12 protein-coding genes are annotated in these 24,709 nt (G+C 42.3%); all 12 read left to right on the forward strand.

Annotation, left to right across the window (positions count from 1 at the left end; all coding sequences use genetic code 11):
- Window positions 1-352: 352 nt before the first annotated feature.
- The 12 genes from ACTJKN_RS08100 to ACTJKN_RS08155 all read left to right on the forward strand — a co-directional run bounded on the left by ACTJKN_RS08100 (window position 353) and on the right by ACTJKN_RS08155 (window position 24,699).
- On the forward strand, window positions 353-3,346 hold the full coding sequence (locus ACTJKN_RS08100) for a SusC/RagA family TonB-linked outer membrane protein (protein WP_440823901.1): 2,994 nt from the start codon (window positions 353-355) through the stop codon (window positions 3,344-3,346).
- Between the two features lie 13 nt (window positions 3,347-3,359).
- Window positions 3,360-5,006 carry a RagB/SusD family nutrient uptake outer membrane protein gene (locus ACTJKN_RS08105; protein ID WP_440823902.1) on the forward strand — a complete coding sequence of 549 codons (1,647 nt, stop codon included), beginning with the start codon at window positions 3,360-3,362 and terminating at the stop codon, window positions 5,004-5,006.
- Between the two features lie 56 nt (window positions 5,007-5,062).
- Complete coding sequence (locus ACTJKN_RS08110; RefSeq protein ID WP_440823904.1) at window positions 5,063-6,286, forward strand: SusE domain-containing protein; 1,224 nt, start codon at window positions 5,063-5,065, stop codon at window positions 6,284-6,286.
- Between the two features lie 33 nt (window positions 6,287-6,319).
- Complete coding sequence (locus tag ACTJKN_RS08115; RefSeq protein ID WP_440823905.1) at window positions 6,320-7,882, forward strand: DUF4832 domain-containing protein; 1,563 nt, start codon at window positions 6,320-6,322, stop codon at window positions 7,880-7,882.
- A 205-nt stretch (window positions 7,883-8,087) separates the two neighbouring features.
- Window positions 8,088-12,173 carry a hybrid sensor histidine kinase/response regulator transcription factor gene (locus tag ACTJKN_RS08120; protein WP_440823908.1) on the forward strand — a complete coding sequence of 1,362 codons (4,086 nt, stop codon included), beginning with the start codon at window positions 8,088-8,090 and terminating at the stop codon, window positions 12,171-12,173.
- Window positions 12,174-12,289: 116 nt separating this feature from the next.
- Window positions 12,290-13,402, forward strand: coding sequence for an alginate lyase family protein (locus ACTJKN_RS08125; RefSeq protein WP_440823910.1), 1,113 nt, complete (start codon window positions 12,290-12,292; stop codon window positions 13,400-13,402).
- A gap of 10 nt (window positions 13,403-13,412) precedes the next feature.
- Window positions 13,413-14,291, forward strand: coding sequence for a glycoside hydrolase family 16 protein (locus ACTJKN_RS08130; protein WP_440823911.1), 879 nt, complete (start codon window positions 13,413-13,415; stop codon window positions 14,289-14,291).
- Between the two features lie 12 nt (window positions 14,292-14,303).
- Window positions 14,304-15,452, forward strand: coding sequence for a glycoside hydrolase family 88/105 protein (locus tag ACTJKN_RS08135; protein WP_440823913.1), 1,149 nt, complete (start codon window positions 14,304-14,306; stop codon window positions 15,450-15,452).
- 5 nt (window positions 15,453-15,457) lie between these two features.
- Complete coding sequence (locus tag ACTJKN_RS08140; protein ID WP_440823915.1) at window positions 15,458-16,402, forward strand: DUF4886 domain-containing protein; 945 nt, start codon at window positions 15,458-15,460, stop codon at window positions 16,400-16,402.
- A 582-nt stretch (window positions 16,403-16,984) separates the two neighbouring features.
- Window positions 16,985-20,155 (forward strand): SusC/RagA family TonB-linked outer membrane protein, encoded by a 3,171-nt coding sequence (locus ACTJKN_RS08145; RefSeq protein WP_440823917.1) that lies wholly within the window; start codon window positions 16,985-16,987, stop codon window positions 20,153-20,155.
- Window positions 20,156-20,169: 14 nt separating this feature from the next.
- The gene (locus ACTJKN_RS08150; protein ID WP_440823919.1) at window positions 20,170-21,843 is read left to right on the forward strand and encodes a RagB/SusD family nutrient uptake outer membrane protein; all 1,674 of its coding nucleotides are present in this window, start codon (window positions 20,170-20,172) and stop codon (window positions 21,841-21,843) included.
- A 33-nt stretch (window positions 21,844-21,876) separates the two neighbouring features.
- Window positions 21,877-24,699, forward strand: coding sequence for a SusC/RagA family TonB-linked outer membrane protein (locus ACTJKN_RS08155; protein WP_440823921.1), 2,823 nt, complete (start codon window positions 21,877-21,879; stop codon window positions 24,697-24,699).
- The last annotated feature ends 10 nt before the right edge of the window (window positions 24,700-24,709 follow it).

Genomic DNA, 24,709 nt, shown 5'->3' on the forward strand with positions numbered 1-24,709 from the left:
AAAGCAGGAAAACGTGCGTCTGAGTAAGCAACCCGTATTTCGTTAAAATTATCATAACAAATGCCTTTTAGCGCCTCCTTTGTACAAAAGCAAACCATTTCTGTACAAAAACGAACCCTTTGGAATGGGCTTTAGCGGTAGTTTTGTACTAACCAGATATCACAACCAAGTAATATGAGCATTCAACAGATCATTGATTTTCGGGCAGTTGTCATCTCCGCCAAGTCTGAGCAAAATATCAAAGTTGCTGGCAAATCATCAGGCCCATGATAAACATCCAAGCTCTTTAAGCTCATGCCTACCGGGAGCAAAAAAAATAATAATTCGAATACTAACCAATATATAATTCTACATGATAAAAAAAATACTACTTAGGCTCCAGGGCCACATTATAATGCTTGTGCTGCTTTTATTGATGATAAACATCGGTTATGCGCAGGACCTGAAAAAAATAACCGGTAAAGTTACCGATGAGAAGGGCGAGGTGCTCGTTGGGGTTTCCGTAAGGGTTAAAGGAAGCAATACGGGTACTTCGACTGATAAAGACGGAAATTATACCTTGCAGGCGGCTCCCGCTGCAGTACTGGTATTTTCTTATGTGGGTTTTGGCAACCAGGAAGCCAGCGTAAATGCCTCAGGGATAGTTAATGTAAAAATGGCTGGCGATAAACAACTTGATGAAGTAGTAGTTGTAGGGTACGGTACCGCCAAGAAAAAAGACCTGACCGGCGGGTTGGCTGTAGTAGGAAAGGAGCAGATCAATATGGTTTCTACACCAAACCTTATGGATCGTTTGGTTGGCCAGGTAGCAGGTTTTAATATCACAACAGGAAATGCTGCTCCAGGTCAGGACCAGGCTTTACTGATCCGTGGAGAAAACTCATTATCGGCCAATAACTCACCGCTAATTGTTTTAGACGGTATACCTTACAGCGGATCTTTGGTAGACCTTGATCCAAATAATATCGAAAACCTGACCATTTTAAAAGATGCATCGGCGGTGGCCATTTATGGTGCCCGTGGATCCAATGGTGTAATTCTCATCCAGACCAAAAGAGGGATGTTGGGTAAAGCACAGGTTGCCTATCGCGGACAATTGGGCTTTGCTGAGCCAATGCAGCGGATTGATGTAATGGGACCAAACGAATTTATCCGATTGAAACAGGATATCGGCCGTTTAAAATCAGGGTATACCGGCGATCAGCTTGATCCTGTTGCCGGAAACATCATGAGTGTAACCGAGCGCGAAAACTATAAAAACGGCATTACCCATAACTGGCAAGACTATATCTTTAAAAGGGGAATAACGATGGACCATCAGTTAAGTATCTCTGGTGGCACGCAAAATACCAAGTACATGGCGGCAGCTTCTTCGCTCAGTCAGGAAGGGGTGGTTTATAATTCGAAGCTTTCGAGACTGAATGTTACCGCCAATATCGACCAGACCTTTAATAATTGGTTAACTGTTGGCCTTGGAACCCAGTTTTCGCAAAGAAGTGATGGAGGTATTACGCCAAACATTGAACATGCCGTCAAAATGAGCCCTTATGGTAAATACATAGATGCTGCGGGTTATTATGTTCCCGAGCCTATGGAGTCTGCGCTCATTGTTAACCCCATGCGTAATGTGAATGCAGACCAGGATAGAATAAACCGTAGCTTTTTTCTCAGTGGTTATGCTGATATTAAATTGCCCTTGAAAGGACTTTCTGCACGCTCGAATTTCGGTTACAACTACAGGAGCAGCTTTACGGGCACTTACTATGGAAGAGACACTTTTGACGGTCGCGAGCAGGCCGGTTTAGTTGGCGGTAGGGCATCTATCAATAATGGGCATTATAACGATTATACCTGGGAAAACGTACTTAAGTATGAACGCACCCTCGGCGATCACCGTTTTGATGCTACAGGCTTATTTAGTATGCAACAAACCAAAAGTGTTAGTTCATCGCAGAGCGGTGAGGGCTTTGTAACCGACAACACCAGTTATTACATGATGAGTACAGCCGCACGCAACCTCATCATGTCCTCAAGTTTATCAGAAACAGCGCTTTTATCTTACATGGGGCGGATCAATTATGGCTATAAAGGGAAATATATGGTAACCTTTACCGGCCGTTCGGATGGTGCTTCTGTATTTGGTGAAAACAATAAATATGCTTTTTTTCCATCAGCTGCACTGGCATGGAATATCGGTGAGGAAAGTTTTATTAAAGATAAGCTAAACTGGGTCGATTTACTCAAACTAAGAGTCTCCTATGGTGCTAATGGTAACCAGGCCATCACGGCTTACCGAACATTAGATCGCCTTTACTCGAACGTAAAATACATCTGGGGCGATGGCGGAACGGCTGTAAATACTGCTTACCTTGCCGGCGATGGCGTTGGTAATCCCAATCTGAAATGGGAAACAACTTATACCACAAACGTTGGTCTGGATTTTCAGTTGTTTAAAAACCGTTTAAGCGGTACAATTGATGCCTATCTGTCGAGAACCAAAGATTTACTGATGACCCGTACCGTTCCAATCATGAACGGCTACAGCAGGATTTGGGATAATATCGGCCAAACCCAAAATAAAGGATTTGAGATTACCTTAAACTCGCTCAATATTGATGCTAAGAACTTTAAATGGAATTCGACAGCTGTTTTCTCCTTAGACCGCGATAAGATTGTAGAACTCAGGGGCGATGGACTGGACGACGTAAATAACAGTTGGTTTATTGGTAAACCGCTGCGTGTTTTTTACGATTATAACATGGTTGGCATTTGGCAAAAAGGCGAAAACTATACCGTTCAGCAAGGCGCGGCAGCAGGCGCTGCCAAATTAGAAGATGTGGACGGTAACGGCCTCATCGATTCTAAAGACCGCAAAGTTATTGGTTCTAAGATGCCAAGGTATACCGCCTCATTAAGCAACAGGTTAAGCTACAAAAACTTTTACCTCTCGGCACTGGTAACCGGGGTATTTGGCGTTTGGCGCGATGATAATATGGCCAATATCAGTTCGTGGACTTTCGGAATAACCAATTATGTACACAATGCCAATTACTGGACGCCAGAAAATCCGGAAGCAACTATTGTTTCGCCGGGATACAACAATAATTTCGGGCATGGCTACTATAAAAAAGTTTCTTATGTACAGGTAAAAAATATCACCCTCGGGTATCGAATAGCACAACAGCTGGCCAAAAAGCTTGGTGTAAATGGTATTGATGTTAACGTGAGTGTTAACAACCTAAATACAATTTCGAACATCAGGCAGGTACTTAACTATGATAATACCTGGATGGCTTCATATCCGACTGCACGGTCTTATATGTTCGGTTTAAACGTAAATTTCTAACGCTTTTTATCACATGAAAAAAATTATAAAAACAGGATTGGCACTCATCATATTGTTTTCGGCAATGGGGTGTAAAAAATTTCTGGTAGAAGATTTGAAAACAGAGTTGGCACCAACCAATACTTATACCAGTACCTATGGCTTTGAAGTAGGAAGCGCTGGCTTATACGCCCTTACCCGCTCAGAATACAATACTTTTGGCGAAGGCGGTGCATACCTTCATAATGGTGCATGTCCTTACGAGGCTTTACAGGCTGCTACAGATATTGCCGATGTAATCAACAGCGATGCATCACTGCTGCCTTTTGCCAATCTCACGTTAAACTCATCAGAAAGGTTTGTTGGCACTTACTGGAACTGGGCATACAGCATTATCTCATCGGCCAATTTAATGCTCATTTATTCGGAAAAAAATACCAACTGGGATTCCCCTTCCGATAAGGAACGTTTTCAGGCAGAGGCCAGATTTTTCCGCGCATACGCTTATCGCACCTTAGTCTATTTATATGGAGACGTACCCTATGTAGAAACCATTTTATACGATTTTAAACTCAATTTTACCCGTACACCAAAAGCAGAGGTTTTGGGGCATATCATAGACGATTTGACTTTTGCCAGCCAGCACTTACCTGCAAATCCAGATCAGGTAAAAGATGGGAAGCTTACCAAATGGGCTGCTTACCATTTACTGAGCGAAATGCACCTACTGAACAAAGCCTATGTACCTGCTGAGCAAGCTGCACTCGCGGTAATCAACAGTGGCTATTATGGTTTAATGAAAACACGATTTGGCGTAAATAAAGATAAGGCTGGAGATGTTTTCAGTGATCTTTTTCTGGAGAATAACCAGAACAGGTTAAAAAATGCAAACCGGGAAAGTATCTGGGTTTTGCAGTTCGAATTTAATACTGTAGGCGGTGGTACCAATTCTGACGATTGGAGCCGCAGGGCCTGGAACCCAAATTATTCTACCATGACGGGTTTCGTTTTAGCAGATACCCTGGGTGGAAGAGGCCTGGCACAGCTTACCCCGATGAAGTGGTGGGTTGGAACTGCAGGCACAAATGCTACAGGTAATGTTCCGGGGATTTTTGAAGCAACAGATATCCGTAATTCCAATTATAACATCAAGCGCAACTGGTACTATAATAACCCTGGCGAAACCTCACTGTATGGCAAAAAAGCAAATATTACCGAACAGACCTGGTTTTCTACCAAAAGTTTATTTCCGGCAATTACTAAGTTTTTTTACGGACGGGCAGAAAACCTTGGGCTAACCGGAAGTTATAAAGACCGGGTGAAATTTAGACTGGCAGAAACCTATCTGCTGCTTGCAGAAGCTTATTTAGGACAAGGAAACCCGGCGAAAGCCGCCGATGCTGTAAATGAGGTGCGTAAACGTGCTGGTGCCTCGGTAGTAGGCGCAGGCCAGATGACCATGGATTTTCTCCTCGATGAACGCATCAGGGAACTGGTGGGAGAGGAAAGCCGCCGTTTTACATTAGTACGTACCAATAAACTGGTAGATCGGGTAAAACTTTATAATACGGCAATTAAAGACAAGGTGATGGACTTTCATGCCTTATGGCCAATTCCACAGTCGATTATCGATGCAAACCGCGATGCAGTGTTTCCTCAAAACCCGGGTTACGGTAAGTAATGATAAGTGTGCTAAAATAGAACAAGTTAAAATGAATACTTATGCTATTATATCAGATGAAAAAAAATAGATTTTTATATAAAATATGGCTTTTACTGTTCCTGGCGATCGGTTTTACAGCCTGCAAAAAAGGAATCAGCGACATTGAAAAAGTTGAAGAGCAATTGGCACTGCAGCTGTCTTCGGCGAATATAACACTTGATGAAAATAACCTCAGCAAAGACATTGTCACCTTCAAATGGCATCCGGCGAGGCCGCAATCAGATGATCATTTAGTTTCTTACGTAACCAAACTGGATTTGGTTGGAAACAACTTCGGGTCGGCTACCGCCATTATGAATTACGAAGATGATGGAACATTTAGCAGAAGTTTCACTTCTGAACAATTGCAAAACTGGGCAAATCAGAAATGGGGCATTCCTACCAACAAGTCCTTTACACTGGAGTTCAGGGTTATTGCACAATGGGAGGGTGGCGCCACGTTTGAATCGCCTGAAGTAAGAACAGTACAGGTTAACGTAACACCTATCCGAACAGTTGTTTTTGATGCCGATAAAATATTTTTGGGTGGAAGCGCTGTTCCTGGATTAAGCAAGGTTGAAATGCCTAAAACTTTAGAGAATTTAAATCAGTATGCCTACCTGATCGACCTACAGCCTGGCGAGCTGCAAATCCCTGTAGAGTATAATGGTGCAACAAATTATATTGCCTCTGCGGATGCGGCTACGACGGTAAAAGACGGGACCGTTATCGGCATAAAAATGCGTGAAACCTCCTTTTCATGGAAAATTGAGACGGCGGGGAAATACCGCGTTGTGGTAAACATGCAAAAGGCAACCGCAACCATCTATTCTCCGGCCCAGGCATTGGCACCAAAGGTTGTAACCTGGAACGGAGATGGTGGAATTGCCCAAACAACCACCATTGCCGAGTTATGGATGCACGGAGCTGTTAATAGTTTTGGAACCCCCATAAAAATGGACTGTAAAGTGAGTCTGGCCGATCCGCAGATTTTGGTGTACACCGGAGGCAGGGTGGGTAAAACCAAGTTTATTGTTTATGGAGGCAATGATAACAATAAAAATCTGGCCTACGCATTTAGTTGCCCACTTACCGCCACAGGTACTGCACAAGAACTTACCCTCCTGCAGGGTACTGTTGCACCGCTATCTGGCGGGTTCACCAGTGCACAGCGCAATTCTTATTATACTATTCCATCTGGTACAAATGTGATTGTATTCGATCTGCGTAATATGACCATACTGGCAGAAAAACGATGATACAGTTAGTGATGGGACCTCAAAAAATAAAAGATGAAAAAAATGAATTATAAAATACTGATTTCACAAGCATTATTAGCCCTGATGGGTGTTATGGGCTTTGCCTGTAAAAAAAATGGCGACGAACAAACGGCTAAGGCCGAAGGTACTTTGGTTAAACCTAAGTACAACAGGAGTGCTGTATTTCGCAACCCGCTTAACGGTTGGGTAATGTACGGCTCGGGTTCTGGTAACGAATCTTATTGGGATACCGAATATTATGTTCCCGATTTAGGAAAAAAAGTAAAGGCGATAGATTATGCTTCAGCCTGTTATATCCGAACCAGCTGGGCGACATTCAACCCCTCAAACGGCGTTTATGCATGGAGAAATCCAGGTTCAGCACTTTATAAAATGATTAAAGGTGCAGAAAGCAGGGGTTTGCCGATTGCTTTTAGAATTGTTGTGGATGGCCGCGACCAGGGTTTAAATACCCCGCAGTTTGTATTCGATGCCGGAGCGAAGTATTACCTGGAAGACAGTAAATTTCCCAGCCGCCGTACGCCTTATCCTCAGGATCCGGTTTTCCAGCAATATTATGCCAAATTTATCGAAGAACTGGCCAAGGATTTCAACGACCCGGTTCGCACTTCTTTTATCGATGCCTATGGCTTGGGTAAATGGGGCGAGGCACACAATGTAATCTATGAAGATCCCAATACCTCAACTGGCGCAAATACCGAAGCACTTAAGGAGCAGGTTTTTGACTGGGTAACCAATCTCTATACAAAAAATTTCGATAAAGTGCCAATGGTAATCAACTATCACCGCTTAATCGGCCATCCGGCAAGTTGGGGTGCAGCCAATGCAAACAGCGATAAACTTTTAGTGAAATCGATTAACAAAGGTTACATTTTAAGACAGGATGCTTTCGGCATGAGTGATTACTACCAAAGCTGGGAAAAAAACTTTGCCAAAACATGGAGTTTTAAATGTCCGGTTATTATGGAAGGCGGCTGGATTACCACAGGCACCCACCGCTACTGGACCGATCCGAATGGTAAATACAGGGAAGATCATCCTGAAGATGTGCGCCAGGGTGAATTTGATGCCTCGGCAGACGCAGCAGTGAACATGATGGATTTTCGTGTTGGAGAAATTGAAAGTTGGTTTACCAAGGCATTTAACTTAACACAGCGCTTTGTTTCTGAAGGTGGCTACCGTTTATATCCGGATCAGGTGTATCTGCCCGAAAAATTGGTCAGTGGAAGCGAAACCACTATTACACACCGTTGGAGAAACATGGGTTGGGGTTACTTTCCAAACAACATTAAGCAATGGAACTTTAAATATAAAGTGGCTTTTGCACTCCTTGATGGTAATAACAACGTGAAGAAAATCTTTGTTGATACCAAAGCAGAACCATCAACCTGGCTAAAAAATAACCCTGCTACATACGAATTTAAGCTAAACGCAGGCGTTCCTGCAGGAAATTATACCTGGGCAGTAGCCATTGTTGATACCACAAAAGAAAATCAACCGGGGATAAAAATTGCCGTAAATGGCGATTTAACTTCCACAGGATGGCTGAAGCTGATGGATGTAGCTGTTCAATAAGAAAATCTTTCGAAGCGCTTATTTACTTTAGGATAAACGAGCGCTTCGATCTTAGAAATTATCGAACACCATCATTTAATGATTTCCCTTCCAGGCGTGTAACATCGTCAATATAATAGAGAATAGAAATCGAAATAAATTTATAGATAAAAATTTTAGTGGTAATTTCAAAATCCAATACTTTACCTGCTTCTGCTTTAACCTTATGGATATCCGGAAAATCATTTGTTTGCTGTTTTGTTTCAGTGCATTTCTGTTAAAGAGTGCATTTGCGATTGATATTTCCAGGTATCGTTTTCACGTGATGCCCGAAACATTCTATTATGGAGGCATTCAGAGCATCACTAAGGACAGCCTGGGGCGAATTTGGTATACCGGCCCTGATGCTGTTTTTATGTATGATGGAAACAGCTTTTATCAGTTAAACGAACTGGCCTCATTAAGTAACCCTAAGGTAAAGTGGGCTTATGGCTCGCTTGTAACCGATAAAAAGGGCGGATTGTTTTTGGCAACCAACCACGGTTTGTTGAGGTTTAATTACGAGCGGTTTAAATTTGATTTAATTCTTCCGGGGAAAATCCGCTCAATCTGTGTGCATGACGATGGGAGTGTTTACATGCTCTCTGGCGATAGCTTGTTAAAGTATAATCGGCAAAATAAGGTTGTCAAAAAAAATAAACTGCCTACCAGCAAGTATTTCAATAGCGTAATTAGCCTGAAGGGTAATATTTATCTCTCGCAGGAAAATTTACTGTATAGGTTCGATACCAAAACATCGCGCTTTACTGTTTTTGCCGATTTGGGCAAAACCTCCTATGTAGTTAACGATGCAGTGGCCTATCAGGGCGATTATTATTTCCTTACACAATATGGTGGCATATTCATTACCGATGCGAAGGGAGCAATTAAAAAAAATATTCCAATAGTGGCCGGAGGGAACCAGGCAACTATGGCTAAAAAGATTTTCATCGATCAGGTCGGAATGATGTGGATCGCTACACAGTCGGGACTTCTGCTTTACGATCCGAAGACAGAAACAAGCAAACTGCTCAAAATGAACCTGAACGATGCTTTTTCCCTGCCAAATAATTCAATCTGGACCATTTATGGCGATCCGGATCAGGGCGCCTGGATTGGAACTTATGGTGGCAAAATTGCTTATTGTTCACTCTATGATGCATATGTGCGCTATTTTACACCGAGTTCTGGAGGGCTCAATCATCCAATAGTTAGCGGTTTTCAGGAAGACGATCTGGGCAATGTTTGGATTGCAACCGAGGGCGGCGGGCTTAATTATTGGAACAGAAAAGAAGATACTTTCCGCCATTTCACCAAAGGCGAAGCCAACTCCATCAATTCGAACATGGTAAAGCGCTTAAAATTCGATCCTGAGCGAAAACACCTTTTTGTATCTTCTTTTAGTGGTGGCATTTCTGCCTATGAAATGGCGACCGGGCGCTTTAACAACCTGAACATACGCTCGCCAGAAAGTAAACAGCCCTTAACCGTGTATGATTTTGTACGCGATGCCGAAGGTACCTGGTGGATGACTGATCCTGATAAAACCTTTTTTCACCGGAAGAAAAACCAGCCAGCGTCAGCAACTGAAATCGTGAAACTTATTGGTTTAAATGGTCAACCTTTGGATGTAGAAATTGAGGCCATTTCGCTTGATCAGCAACAGCATTTACGGGTCGTAAGCCATCAGGGCTTGTACATTGCAGATCCCAAAACCCTAAAGGTGCTGCGGCATTATGTCATCAAAAATGGTCCATATGCGGTTAATCACCTCTGTAGCTATTATGAAGCTTCAAATGGCGATCTTTGGCTCGGTACCGCCGGAAGAGGAGTTAACATTTTAAAGAAAGATGGCCGATACCTTAATTTCAATGGCGCAAATGGATTCCCTCCAAAGATCGTTTTCGGTATTCTTGAAGATGATGCTTCTGGAAATATTTGGTTCAGCACCAATGATGGACTGTATTTTTTCGATCAAAAAAATCAAAAATTTGAAAAAGCCAGGTTTTATAAGGCAAATAGCTGCGGCTCTTTTTATCTAAGGTCAGCCTATAAAACCAAAAACGGAGAAATGTTGTTTGGCGGAACAAACGGCTTTTTACTTTTCGATCCGCAATACCTGAACAAAAACTTACAAAAGCCAAAGGTATTTTTCACTGGCCTGCTCATCAACAATCAACAGGTGAGCAACATTTCCAAAGATTCGCCATTGGTGAAAGATATTTCTACTTTAAGCAATCAGGAGAACGGAAGGATTTCACTCTCCAGTAATCAGTCAAACATCGAAATCCGGTTCTCTTCAAATAGCTATCTATCTGCCGATAAAAATCAATTTTCTTATCGTATGGTCGGTCTTAGCGATAAATGGCTCAAGATCAATACCAGTCAGCATGCTGTACAATTTTTCAATTTGCCTAGTGGCGACTATACTTTTGAAATAAAGGCTTCTAATAACGATGGGCTTTGGGGCAGCGAGGTTTCTAAACTTTATTTTCATGTAAATCCACCGTTTTTCCTGTCGTGGTGGGCTTACTCCATTTATACTTTAATTGTACTGGGGCTCCTGTTTTTCATTATGCGTTACTTTACCAACAAGAAGGTTTTTAAGGAACGGCTGGCTTTAGAAACGATGAAAGAACAGAATATGCGGGATTTAAACCAGGCCAGGACAGATTTTTTTACCAATATTTCACATGATCTGAAGACACCGCTTACCCTGGTGCTCGAACCCCTTAAGCAGTTAAAAGAAACGGTGCAGAAAAACGACCACGCCACTGGATATATGCAGTTAATTGAGAAAAATGTTGCCCGTATCCAACGTACAATCAGCCAATTGTTACGCTTCAGGGAAATCGAAAGCCAGAAAGTAACGCTAAATCCTCAGGTTGGTGATTTTATCAGCTTCGTACACGACGTTTTTGGCCTTTTTGAACTTTACGCGAACAAAAAAGAGATTGAAACCAACATAACGGCACATGAAGATCATTTATATGTTGCCTTTGATTACGATATTATTGAAAAGATTTTGACCAATCTTTTCTCTAATGCTTTAAAATATACCTCCAATAAAGGCTATGTTGGCGTACGGATTTATCAATCTACAGCGGAAGAAAAACTGCGTGTGGATGTTATGCCAGATCATCATGACCGGGAATATATTTCTGTGGAGGTATTGAACACCAGTATCGGGTTTTCAGAAGCGCAGATTGCTACCTTATTTACCTCTTTCAATCGTTTGTCGTCTTACCGGCCAACTTTCGAAGAAAGTTCGGGGCTTGGCCTTGCTATTGTAAAGGAGCTTGTGGATGCCATTGAGGGGAAAATCTGGATGGTGAATAAAACCAATAAAGTTTCTTTTACCATGATGCTGCCACTCAAAAAAGAAGCCGGCTCTGGCGATATGCAGTCAAGCGTATACGATTATACCATCTCAGAGATAGACGATATCCTGTTAGAAGCTGAAGAGCCTGATCATACACTGAAAAATGCCAGAAAAGCCACTAGCATCTTGTTGATTGATGATGATCCTAATCTTCGGAATTATCTGGAACGGCGACTGTCTGAAAAATACAATGTATACATGGCCAGCGATGGAATGGAAGGTATTATTAAGGCCGAAAAGATCTATCCACAATTGATTATTACCGATCTGGTGATGCCTAATACCAATGGATTTGAGGTTTGCAGTCATTTGAGGCAGAATTTTAAAACCAGCCATATTCCAATTGTAATGATATCTGGTATGGGCGATGTACACCAGAACAAAACCAAAGCGCTTGAACATGGAGCCACGGTTTTTATCGATAAACCTTTTGAAGTAGAATACCTCATTCAGCAGATTGATACCATTTTAAAAAACCAGCAGGAAATGCGCGAAATGTACAGCAAACGCCTGGTGGTCGACCCATCTAATGTTACCATTACCTCAATGGATGAGGAACTGCTGATTAAAGCCATGAAATTTATTGAGCAGAATATGGCCAATCCCAATTATTCAGTCGACGATTTTGTATCGGATATGAACACCGGAAGGACTATACTTTACCAAAAGATCAATGATATTGTTGGCATGTCTATCAAAGAATTCATTTTAAATATCAGGTTGAAAAGAAGTGCCTATTTGCTCGAACATGCAGATTTAACCGTGGCAGAAGTTGCTTATCAAACCGGGTTTAACAACGCGAAATATTTTAGTGTTTGTTTTAAAAAACAATTTGAAACCAGTCCGTCTGAATATAAAAAGCGCTACAGTACTGAAAGCAATACGGCGTAAAGATGATAGGCAATGGGTATATAAGCTGCCTTATTAGACATAGCAAAAAGATTTAATATCATATTTAAAGGGACCAGTTGCATATTCAGCATCCCATTTTAACCAAATAAAATACCATGAACCATTTAAAATTTTTTCTTTCCATTTTTCTCACAACATGCCTTTTAAGTACGCTGCAAAGACAGCAGGCGCTTGCGCAAAACCAACTTAAGGGCATGCACCCACAACAACAGATTGATTTTGTTAAAAGGCAGCTCAAGGCCAAAAAAGAGCTATATACCTCAGCTTATAAAGCGCTGATCAGCAAAGCGGATTCTGCCTTGCTGGTAGAACAGCATGCAGTAGCAGATTTCAGCATTCCCGGATTTTACCAGGACAAGGATGGCCACCGGAAAACCTCACTGGCTCTTCAGGTAGATGGTTTTTCGGCTTATAGTTGTGCCCTGGCCTATCAACTGAGCAGGAAAACCAAATATGCCGATAAAGCGATTTATTTTCTCAATGCATGGGCATCCATTAACAAAAAATATTCACAATTAGATGGTTCGCTGGTAATGTCTTACTCTGGTACCACCCTAATGATCAGTGCAGACCTGCTTAAAAATTATAAAAAATGGAAGCCGCAAGATGTTGCGCAATTTAAATTATGGACTAAAAACGTTTTCCGGGAAGCGGCAAATAGCATTCGTTTCCGCAACAACAACTCTGGCGATTGGTCCCGGCTGGCTTCTATACTGGCTGATACCTATCTTGATGATCAGGAAGATTTACAAAAAAATATTGCGCTGATTAAAAATGACCTTTTCGATAAGCTTGCGCCCGATGGTCACATGGTTGAAGAAGTAAAAAGACAGGGCAAAGGAATCTGGTATACCTATTTTTCGCTGGCCCCGCTAACTGCTTCGAGCTGGGTGATCTATAACCAAACCGGTGAAAATCTTTTTGCCGCAACAAAAAACGGCGCATCATTTAAGAAATCGCTAGATTATTTGCACTACTATAACCAGCATCCTGAAGAATGGAAATTCTTCAAAAATCCTGCTACGGGAGCGGTTTATACAGAAACGGGTTTCTGGCCGGCCAATCTTCTGGAGGCCATGAACGGCATTTATTCCGACGCGGAATATGAGAAATACCTGGCGCCATATCGCCCGATCATGTATCCGAAACACGATTATGCCTGGACGTTTCCTACACTGATGCCTTTACGTTTAAACGGATACCAATAAATCAACTCCAATGAAAAAACATTTATTAAAACCCTTTTTAATGGCCTGTACGTTCTTCGCGGGCTTATCTGCAGTAGCACAACAGCAAAAACAACCTATGCCGCCAGCACTCACCGCCGATGGTTTCAAACTGGTATGGGCCGAAGAATTTAATGGCAATGGTGCGCCCGATCCGGCTAACTGGACCTACGAGCTTGGATTTGAACGCAATGAAGAACTTCAATGGTATCAACCAGAAAACGCCAGATGTGAAAACGGAAAATTAATCCTCGAAGCGAAAAGAGAAAAAAAGACAAACCCCAATTTTAAGGAAGGGAGCAACGATTGGAAGAAAAACCGCAAAGAAGCCGATTATACTTCCGCCAGTATCAAAACGCAAGGACTGCACAGCTGGCTTTACGGCAGGTTTGTGATGCGCGGTAAAATTGATATCCGCGATGGCATTTGGCCAGCCTGGTGGACGTTGGGAATAAAGGGATCGTGGCCTGCAACCGGCGAAATTGATATGATGGAATATTACCGGAAAAAACTGCTCGCGAATATTGCTTTTATGGGAGCCGATCGAAAAGATGCCTGGTTTACCACGGAGAAAAATATCGATTCCTTAGGCGGCCAGGCCTGGGCAGATCAATTTCACATTTGGCGAATGGATTGGGACGAGAACAGCATTGCACTTTATGTAGATAACCAGCTCTTGAACAAGGTGCCTTTAGATAAGCTGGTGAACCAGAATGGTACCAATATTAATCCTTTCAAACAACCGCATTATATGTTGCTCGATTTAGCAATAGGTGGAAAACAAGGTGGAGATCCTTCAAAAACGTCCTTTCCGGCCAGCTTCGAAGTAGATTATGTGAGGGTTTATCAAAATAATAAATTAGAAAATTAAAATATGAAACACATGAATTTTAGACACTTGCTTTTAATATTAATACTTACTGGCTGCTGCGGATATAACGCTTTTTCTGAGCCAACACATGCAAAAAGAGATTCGGTTCTGCAAAAAACAAACATTTTTAAAATGATGCAGCGGGTGGCAGACTGGCAATTGGATACCTGGAAAAACAAAGGCTTTAACCACCGAAAAGCCGATTGGACAAATGGGGCCTGCTATACTGGTATTTTCGCTTTTGGCAACATTAAAGGTAATGATCGTTATCTTAAAACGCTGGTAGATATTGGCGATGAGCTGGGTTGGAATACCGGGCATTTACGCTTTCATGCAGACGATTATTGCGTGGGGCAAACCTATGCTCAGCTTTATAGTAAATTTAAAAAGAAAAAGATGATTGCTCCGTTTGTTTTGCAGGCAGACAGCATTGTAAATCAACCACATAACGAGCCTTTAAACTGGAAAAATAAAATCCAAAACAGAGAGTGGGCCTGGTGCGATGCCCTTTTTATGGGGCCTCCTGCTTTAGCTTATCTGAGCACCGCTACCAAAGATGAAAAATACTTAAACACAGCGGTAAAACTGTGGTGGAAGACCACCGAATTCCTCTACGACCCAACAGAGAAGCTGTTTTTCAGAGATGAAAGTTTCTTTAACAAAAGAGAAAAAAATGGTCAGAAAATATTCTGGTCAAGGGGTAACGGGTGGGTGCTGGCCGGTTTGGTAAGGGTACTCGAAAATACGCCGAAAAACCATCCCGACAGGGCTAAATTGGTGCAACTCTATAAAGATATGGTAAGTAAAGTTGCCAGCTTACAACAGCCAGATGGTAGCTGGCACGCTTCATTATTGGATCCTGCAAGTTTCCCCGTTAAGGAGATGAGCGGTACGGGTTTCTTTAGCTATGCAATTGCCTGGGGCTTAAATCATGGACTTCTGGAAAAGAAGCAATATCTTCCTGTGGTAGAAAAATCATGGAAAGCTTTGGTATCTGCTGTTCATGAAGATGGCATGCTGGGTTATGTGCAGCCTATCGGCGCAAGTCCGGATGCGGTAAATGCAAATAGTACCGAGGTTTACGGTGTGGGTGCGTTTTTGTTGGCAGGAACTCAATTATATCAATATTTAAAATCGGAGGAGAAGGCTCATAAAAATTAACAAGAATGAAGATTAACATCAAAATACAGCTGCCTCCTTTAGCTAAATCCACAGCTTTTTTTCTACTGTTGATCTGCCTGGTTACCGATCTTTTTGCTCAGAACCAGCAAGATACCTTGCGTTTATTTATCATCGGAAATAGCTTTTCGCAAAACGCTTCCGCCTATTTGCCACAAATGGCTAAAGAGAATGGGAAAACCCTCGTTATCGGGCGTGCCGAACTCGGTGGGCACTCACTCGAACAGCATTGGAGTTATGTAGAAAAAGCAGAGGCCAATGTAGACGATCCTAAGGGCAAACCTTATAATGGTAAATCATTAAAAATGTTATTGGGGCAAGGGAATTGGGATATTGTGACCATACAACAATATTCTTTCCTCTCGGGCGATTCCCCGAGCTATTATCCCTATGCCAATAAACTGGTTGCCTATGTAAAAACACTGCAACCTCAGGCCCGTATCGTCATCCATCAAACCTGGGCTTACCGTTCTGATGCAAAGAAATTTGGGCGTATAAGTGAAGGCCAAACTGCGAAGAATCAGGAAGAAATGTGGCAAAAATCCCGTGCAGCTTATCATCTCCTTGCAAAACGGATCAATGCCCGTATTTTACCAGTTGGCGACGCTTTCGAAATTGTGGCTACCAATAAAAAATATGCTTTCAAACCTGATCTTTCATTTGATTATGATCATCCGGTTGCACCAAATTTGCCAGATCAGACCAATTCGCTAAACATCGGGTATTTCTGGAATAAGGATCAATTGAATTTCGATCCTAATCACGCCAATGATGCAGGGAAATATTTAGGCGGATTAATCTGGTATAGCATATTGTTTAATGATGATTTGAAAAATATCGCTTTCAAGCCCCAGCGGGTATCTGACGACCTTGCAGCTTACCTGAAAAAGGTGGCAAGCAAAGTGGTGAGGAAAGCGCAGGATTGGCAATAAGGATATGATATCCACAGATTAAAATGATTTCCGCATTTTTAGCCCTCAGCATTCAGTCTGAGGGCAAATTTAATCGAAATAATGCGCCAACTGTACAAAACCAAACCATTTCCGTACAAAAGTGAACCCTATGTAAGGGGTAAGTACTATAGATTTGTGTTGACCAAATAATAAACCCAACTAAGTATGATAACCCATTTCTCAACCATCCCGGCCATTGCCAACGAGGAAAACACAAAGTCTAAACTACAAGTCAGTAAAATAGAATGGCACAGGTATTTAACTGATGTTTCACGGCATAAGGTTTAAACCAAATGGCAAAATCAAATAATTGCTATTGTAATGCTTTCATATCTCTTTTCTTAAAATTCAGCTAATAAACCTACCCTTTTTTGGGATTTATGAGGACGCCTGTATGGTAGCCTGAAGGTGAATTATGCGTGATAAAAGCATAACCATATTAATTCAACATTGATTTTGCCTGAAGCATAAGTGTAAATAAAAATGAGGCTGCAACTTTAAAATCAGATAAAGAAGGCCCATCCTTTTCGAAAAAAATAATTCTAACCATATATCAAATAGATGATAAAAAAATCAAACCTCAGGCCCAAAAGCTGGTTTTTCGTGGTTATTGCAGTTTGGTGTCAGGCACATACACTTGCTGCCGAGCCAATTAAAATAACCACCAGCGCTGTTACTACATCTTCCAAACCACTGTTCCAGGAAATAACCGGAACAGTTAAGGATGAGAAAAACCAACCCATTCCGGGTGCAACAATCAAAATAAAAGGAACTACCACCGGCGTTCAAACCGATCTGGATGGAAAATATAAAATCAACGTTAATCGCGGTCAGGTACTCGTTTTTTCTACCATTGGCTTTGAAAGCAAGGAGGTGACTGTAGGTACTTCCAGTGTAATTAGTATCACTTTAACATCTTCAAGTAGTTCGCTTAATGAAGTGGTGGTAAATGGTTATTCTACACAAAGAAGATCGGCCGTTACCGCCGCCATCAGTACCGTTTCAGGTGCCGATTTATTAAAAGCGCCGGTAACCAATGTCAATAACGCTTTGGCCGGGCGGGTACCTGGTTTGGTCGTACAGCAAACCTCCGGCCGACCGGGCATTAATGGTGCAGCATTGTATATCCGCGGACAGGTTTCTCCCTCAGCAACAGCACTTATTATTGTGGATGGTGTGGAACGGACTTCTTTCGGCGATATCGATCCAAACGAGATCGAAAGCATTAACATACTTAAAGATGCGTCATCTACGGCTTTATATGGTTTAAAAGGCGCTAACGGCGTATTTGTAATCACCACAAAAAGAGGAGTAGAGGGGCCGGCAAGGGTAACACTTTCAGGTAACGTGGGCATTGTTAGTGCCACATCCCGTCCGGAGATTCTGGGTGCCTACGAAAGCGCGATGTTGCTAACAGAAGGTCAGCTTAATGTTGGTGAGCCACGAACCTTTACCGATGAAGATTTAGCCACATTTAAGGCCGGAAACGGTAATCCGTTGCTTTATCCAAATGTGATGTGGTACGATGAACTCGTTAAAGATCATTGGATGCAGAATCAGCAGAACCTGACAATATCAGGCGGTAGTGAAAAAGTAAAATATTTTACCTCTTTTAGTCACCTGCGCGAAGATGGAAATTTTAAGGAATTTAAAACACCATTAGATTATTCTACCTCTCCGAGCTATAGCCGGTACAACTTCAGGGCGAGGGTTGGCATAGATCTTACCAAGACTACAAATTTTGAAGTTAACCTAGCAGGAAGGAACGAGCACCGTTACAGTCCGGCAGGAATGAGCGAATACAACGACCCTGCGGGTGTAGTAAGCAACGGTATTGAAGGGCTTGTAGGCCGGGCCTTGAAAATGCCATCGTGGGCAGCCCCATTTTTTAAAGAATACACCAACTCCGACGATCCCAAAGTAATTGCCTTGGATGGAAACTATAACCATATCGTAAATTATGGACTGGGTGGGGTAAATGCCTTCAACCCTTACGCTTTGTTAACTTACGGGGGATATGCTTTTACCGATAATAATATTGCCGAATCGATTTTTACGGTACGCCAAAAGCTTGATTTTATAACAAAAGGCCTGAGTTTAAAAGCCCAGTTTGGTTATGATGCCACACAATTATCAGGAAAGTTGCAAAGGGGGAGTACAGGATACCTCGAACTAAACCGGTCAACACTGGCGCTTACACCAGTTGGCGGAACTTACAATGATTTTTTTGGCGCACCAGCTTATTCTAGAAGCGGTTTTACCAAAACGAATTTACAGCTGTTTTTAACCTATGGCAGATCATTCGGTAAACATAATCTGAGTGCTAATTTAATCGGTCAGCGCGAGCTGCAGGGCTCAGCAGCAGCAGCTGCTCCCTATGCCAATCAAGGCATTATTTCGGAAGCAACCTATAATTATGGCAATAAATACTTTTTAACAGCCAGTGCTACTTACAACGGCTCGGAAAATTATGCCAAAGGCTATCGCTATGGCTTTTTTCCTGCTGCAACTGTAGGCTATAATTTGGCCAATGAAGAATGGATGAAAAAGTTTACCTGGATCAGTATGCTCAAAATACGTGGTTCGATTGGTAGGGTGGGGATTCCCAGTCCGGGTACAAGCCGGTTCTATTACCAGAATAGATTTGGGGCAGGGGCGAACGTCGTATTTGGAAACCCAAACAGCAATTTCAGTGCGCCAACCTATACCCAATTGCAATATGGTAATCCATTTATCACCTTTGAGATCTCGTTAAAAAGAAACATAGGGCTTGATCTCTCTTTATTTAAAGATAAACTGAATATCACGGCAGATCTTTTTGATGATGAGCGTTCGGATATTTTAACTACCCGATCGGCAACCAGTTTTGCCACCTACGGGGCTACGGTTCCTAGTACCAATTATGGCATCAATTATAACCATGGATATGAACTTTCAGCAACTTATCGGGATAAGATTAACGAATTTAACTATTCATTCACCGGAAACCTGAGTTATGCACGTAACCAGCGCAGGGTATTAGACGAGGCTCCCGGCCTTGCAGAAAACCTACGGGTATCTGGCAGACCTATCGGTACTTATTTCGGATACCATGTGCTTGGCTTTTATGCAGACCAAAAGGATATAGACAGCAGCCCGCTAAACAAAATAACGGCATATCCGTCTATACCAGGCGATTTTAAATACCAGGATGTAAACGAAGATGGAATAATCAATAACCAGGATGTAGTGGCCATTGGGCATCCAAACATCCCTGAATACAATGCCAGTTTAAATATGCAGTTCGGCTATAAGGGATTTCAGTTGTCGGCATTGTTTAATGCGGTAACCAATGTGAGTTCTAACGTAGTTTTCCAAAGCGGTGGCCTTAACCAGTATTATGCACCGATGCTGGAAAGATGGACGCCTGGCAATACCAACGCCAGCTGGCCGGTAATCCGTCCGGGCCTGAATGCAAACCCTAACGAAAGTTTGAACGATTTTACCTTGCAGGATGCATCTTACATCAAACTGCGAAATGTGCAACTCAGTTACAGTTTGCCTAAAAAATGGATAACAAAACTTCGGTTAAGTAGCCTTACGGTATTTGTTAGCGGGCAAAATTTAAAAACATGGACTAATTTCTATGGTATAGATCCTGAAAATAGCTTGTCGGGAAATGCTTATGCTTCGTCCGTTGCCACCATTCCAACCACCAAGGTCTTCAATTTCGGTCTCAATTTATCACTCTAATTAAAGGTATAATCATGAAAAAAATCATATATCTCTTGTTTTTAGTCGCCTCGTTAATTGGTTTTTCCTGCAAAAAGGATTTTCTACAACGTGATGTGGGGATCCAGAGCGACCTCGAAGAGGTTTTTAAAGACCCCTTGCTGGCTTCCCGTTTCGGCGATTTTACTTATACGTTTTCCATTTCAGATTATGGCCGCCTGAGCGGTTATAAGGGCATGACCTCGCAATTTACAGATGAATCAATTGTCAATAACGGTCAGATAGAGGTAGCAGCGATGAACAGCGGCCAGTTTTTAGATCCCGGGGCTTCAGATGTAACAGGCATTTATGCACAAATGTACCGAGGAATCCGAAACGCAAACCTGATGCTGGCTAACATGGGTAAAACCCCATGGACAGATCTTTACAATCCCAATTATATCAAAGGCGAGCAACTTTATCTCCGGGCATATTTTTATTTTGAGCTTTTAAGGCGCTTTGGCGGGGTGGTTATATTAACCCAACCTCAGGATTTTACTGAAGCTTCAACAGACCTTCCCCGTACAAGTTATGCTGAAACATTGGGTTTGATTTTGAATGACCTGGAGCAGGCCATTGCACTATTGCCATTAACCAATGCCGATTGGCCAAATCCTGCTGCACAATCTAACAGGGCTACAGGCGCTGCAGTTATGGCGCTTAAAGCAAGAGCATTGTTATTCGATGCCAGCCCGTTAAATAATCCCAACAATGATTTAGCCAAGTGGAAGAAGGCCGCAGAGGCATCAAAAGCAATTATAGACCTTAATAAATTTTCACTCGAGCCAAACTATGCCAACGTACTCACTGTGGCAAACTCTAATGAATACATCCGGATCTGGCCACGCGGAGGGAGAGGGTTTATTGGTACCTATCTCAGCGATTTTTTGATACCTACAAGTTATGGAGGGGCACAATCTAATCTTTCGCCAGTTCAGAATCATGTTGATCTTTATGAAATGGCGAACGGCAAACCGATTACCGATGTCACATCGGGCTACAATCCGCAAAATCCTTATCTCAATCGAGATCCGCGGTTTTATGTCAACATTCTTTATAATAATGTTACCTGGCAGGGGCGTGCGTTACAAACCTGGCAATCAGAGCCCAATGCACAGGGTATTATCACCTATGGAACTGATATCAGCACCGCTACCTCCATTACTAAAACCAGCTATTACCTAAAAAGGTTATGGCCTGAAGCTTCGCGTTCGGGCTCTACAGCGTCGGCGCTTCTGAACTATGTTTTCTACAGGTATGCCGAAGTACTGATTAATTACGCTGAGGCTTTAAATGAAGAAGCAGGTCCAACCTCCGAAGTGTATAACGCGGTGAACGCCATTCGTTTGCGGGCTAAAATGCCTGCTTTACCAGCTGGCCTCAGCCAAGCTGAAATGCGGGAGCGCATTAGAAATGAACGTGCCATAGAATTTGCTTTCGAAGACATGCGCTGGTGGGATATACTCCGCTGGAAAAAAGGACCGGAAATCGTGGCGCAGCCAATGAAAGCCATGAAAGTGATTAAAAATGCCAATGGATCATTTAGCTACAGCGTGATAGAATTGCCCGCATTTAAAAAGGTATTCAACAATAACATGTATTTATACCCGATCCCGAGAGCAGAAATGAATAAAACCAGTGGCGCTTTAAAACAGAATCCAGGCTGGTAACTATTCAGTTATATATAATTTAAAAGATAAGAAATGACAAGATATACTAAATGTTCAGGCATAATTTTGGGCATCATATGCTATCTGTTTACCTGCACAGCTTTAGCACAAAATACAAATCAGAAGGTGTCTATCACAGAGGAAAACGATGGACAGACAGACTCAACTGATAAATTGATTGAAATTCCCTTTGGCACCCGCAGTCGGGAAGAACTGAATTTTGCCCAGAGTTCGCTTCGATATAAACAGCTCACAAAAGTACCCATCAGTAACCTGTCTGGTTTACTCGCCGGAAGATTGAGTGGCTTTTTGTTCAGATGGACAGGTAATCAGCCTGGTGGCGGCAACGTATCCTATCAGATCCGTGGAAGGTCATCTTATGCGCAAGGCTCAACACCAGCTTTCCTCGTGGATGGAATTGAACGTGATTTCGAGGATATGGATATCAGCGAAATTGAAAGCGTAACCGTATTAAAAGATGCTGCTGCTTTAAACTGGTATGGGCTAAATGGTGGCAACGGCGCCATTCTGGTGACAACCAAAAGGGGCAAAGTTGGAGAAAATCTGATCTCTTTCGATGCCCAGGGCGGTTTTCAGTCGGCCAGCAACCTGATCAAGCCCTTAAATGCCTACGATTTTGCCACCCTGTATAATCGCGGCTTAACCAATATCGGGCAAACGCCAGCCTACAGCGAAGCAGCCCTCGAAGGATACAAAAATCATACAGATCCCTATTTGTATCCTGATAACAATTATTTAGATCGTTTTCTAAACAAACGGGCAGCTACCCAAAGGTATGCACTTACCTTTAGTGGCGGGAGCAACAAGGTGCGTTATTTTAGCTCCGTTAGTTACTTTAATCAGCAAGGACTCTTTAAAGAAACAGAAACGCCCAATTACGATTCTAATTATGGTTATAAACGTTATAACTTCAGGATCAATCTGGATTATGATGTGACTAAAACGCTTACGCTAACCTTATTGGCAGGGGTAAGAAGTGAAGTGCGGAACGATGTTGGAGATGGCACTGCAACTGTATTTAACAACTTGTATAATTTGCCGCCAAATGCGTTTCCTATTTTAAATGCGGATGGATCTTACGGCGGAACTTCACTCTTTCAGAATAATCCCCTCGGCCAGTTACAGGGCACGGGATTTTCGCGTACCACCACAAATATTTTACTGGCCAGTATCATGGCCGATCAAAAACTGGATTTTATAACGAAGGGCCTTTCTGCCAACTTATTCTTTTCTTATGATGGCTATGGCAATTATGGAGATGGATTATCTGAAAATTATGCTGTTTTCAATCAAACAGTTACCCCAGTACAAACCTATCGTACACCTGCGGTAATTGCTTACAGAACTGCGGCATTCCAAACCAATACCAAAAATAATGAGCTTTGGTTTGGCTTTGATTATAACAGGACCATCGGTACAGATCATCAAATAAAAGCCAATGTACGTGGGCAGCAATACGTAAGTGCAGCGGTAGATCGGTTAGATTATCGTTCGCGTATGCTTGTTGGCCGTGCCGATTACAGTTTCAAACAGCGTTATATGTTGGGTTTTACGGCAAGTTATTCCGGATCAGAAAATTACGCTCCGGGAAGACGTTTTGGGTTTTTTCCTGCAGTATCGGCCGGATGGCTTATCTCCAAAGAAGATTTTCTTAAAGATGCCTCAGCAATCAGCTACCTTAAATTAAGAGGATCTTATGGGCGTTCGGGCAATATAGGGCCAACTTATGATGCCAGCGGGAATGTGGTAAGGCTGCCTTACCGTACGCTGTTTACCAGAGATGCAGGGCCATTCCTCGGTTCTACTTTTTCTACTTCAACAACAGCAAGATTGGTAAGCCCTGCCGGTAACCCATTAACCACCTGGGAAAAGGTTGACCGGTTGAACCTGGGTACAGATGTAGACTTTCTAAAAGGGGCGCTTTCTTTCTCTTTTGATTATTTTGATGAAAAACGGACAGACATTTTGGGCCCGGCAAATTTACCAGGTATCGTTGGGATAGCCATTGCACAGGTAAACTCTGGAAAGGTGAGCAGTAAAGGATTTGATGCCAGCGGTGCTTTTAATAAAAGAATCGGCGAAGTGTTCATCAGTACCAACGCCAACTTTACCTATGCTAAAAACGTGATTCTGGAAAGGACCGAAAATGTATTGCCCAATCAATCTACAATAGGGCGATACGTAAATGGGGGAAATTATTATATCGCTGAAGGTATTTTTCAAAACCAGGCAGAAATTAATGCAAGCCCAAAGCAAACCTTGTCGAGCCTGGTGGTACCTGGCGATCTTAAATATAAAGACGTTAACAACGACAATCTCATAGATGCAAATGATGCTGTATCAAGCGACTATACCGATATTCCGAAAGTATATTATGGCTTTGGTTTTAATATCAGGTATAAACAGTTTGATCTCGGTGCACAGTTTCAAGGCGTAGAAGGGCGAACAATCGATCTTTCTGATATTATGTATGCTGGTCCTAATGGATTGAACCAGTTGAGCTTAGATAGCTGGACACCTGCCACTGCGGCTACGGCAAAATACCCACGTGTTGGAATCTCAGATAATGGAAACAATACCGCAAACTCCACCTTTTGGTTGTATTCAGGTGATTTTTTGAAGCTTAGATCCGCTGAAATTGGTTATAGCACTTCAAATAAACTCAATCAACGCTTACGTTTTAAAGGCGCGAGGATTTTTGTAAGTGGCAATAATATTTTTACCATTTCCAAACTCAATGAGCTGGATATTGATCCCGAAACACCGAATGCAGGTCGTTTTTCCTCTTATCCCTACGTAAAAACCTTTGCCGTGGGTATAAATGTCAAATTTTAATTCAAAATGA

Origin of the sequence: Pedobacter sp. 22163, from assembly GCF_052045595.1 — a bacterium.
Classification (GTDB): domain Bacteria; phylum Bacteroidota; class Bacteroidia; order Sphingobacteriales; family Sphingobacteriaceae; genus Pedobacter.

Coding starts and splice junctions, on each gene's coding strand:
- ACTJKN_RS08110 (WP_440823904.1), top strand. CDS start 5,063: ATGAAAAAAAATAGATTTTTATATAAAATATGGCTTTTACTGTTCCTG.
- ACTJKN_RS08120 (WP_440823908.1), top strand. CDS start 8,088: ATGGATATCCGGAAAATCATTTGTTTGCTGTTTTGTTTCAGTGCATTT.
- ACTJKN_RS08105 (WP_440823902.1), top strand. CDS start 3,360: ATGAAAAAAATTATAAAAACAGGATTGGCACTCATCATATTGTTTTCG.
- ACTJKN_RS08130 (WP_440823911.1), top strand. CDS start 13,413: ATGAAAAAACATTTATTAAAACCCTTTTTAATGGCCTGTACGTTCTTC.
- ACTJKN_RS08150 (WP_440823919.1), top strand. CDS start 20,170: ATGAAAAAAATCATATATCTCTTGTTTTTAGTCGCCTCGTTAATTGGT.
- ACTJKN_RS08145 (WP_440823917.1), top strand. CDS start 16,985: ATGATAAAAAAATCAAACCTCAGGCCCAAAAGCTGGTTTTTCGTGGTT.
- ACTJKN_RS08125 (WP_440823910.1), top strand. CDS start 12,290: ATGAACCATTTAAAATTTTTTCTTTCCATTTTTCTCACAACATGCCTT.
- ACTJKN_RS08135 (WP_440823913.1), top strand. CDS start 14,304: ATGAATTTTAGACACTTGCTTTTAATATTAATACTTACTGGCTGCTGC.
- ACTJKN_RS08140 (WP_440823915.1), top strand. CDS start 15,458: ATGAAGATTAACATCAAAATACAGCTGCCTCCTTTAGCTAAATCCACA.
- ACTJKN_RS08100 (WP_440823901.1), top strand. CDS start 353: ATGATAAAAAAAATACTACTTAGGCTCCAGGGCCACATTATAATGCTT.
- ACTJKN_RS08155 (WP_440823921.1), top strand. CDS start 21,877: ATGACAAGATATACTAAATGTTCAGGCATAATTTTGGGCATCATATGC.
- ACTJKN_RS08115 (WP_440823905.1), top strand. CDS start 6,320: ATGAAAAAAATGAATTATAAAATACTGATTTCACAAGCATTATTAGCC.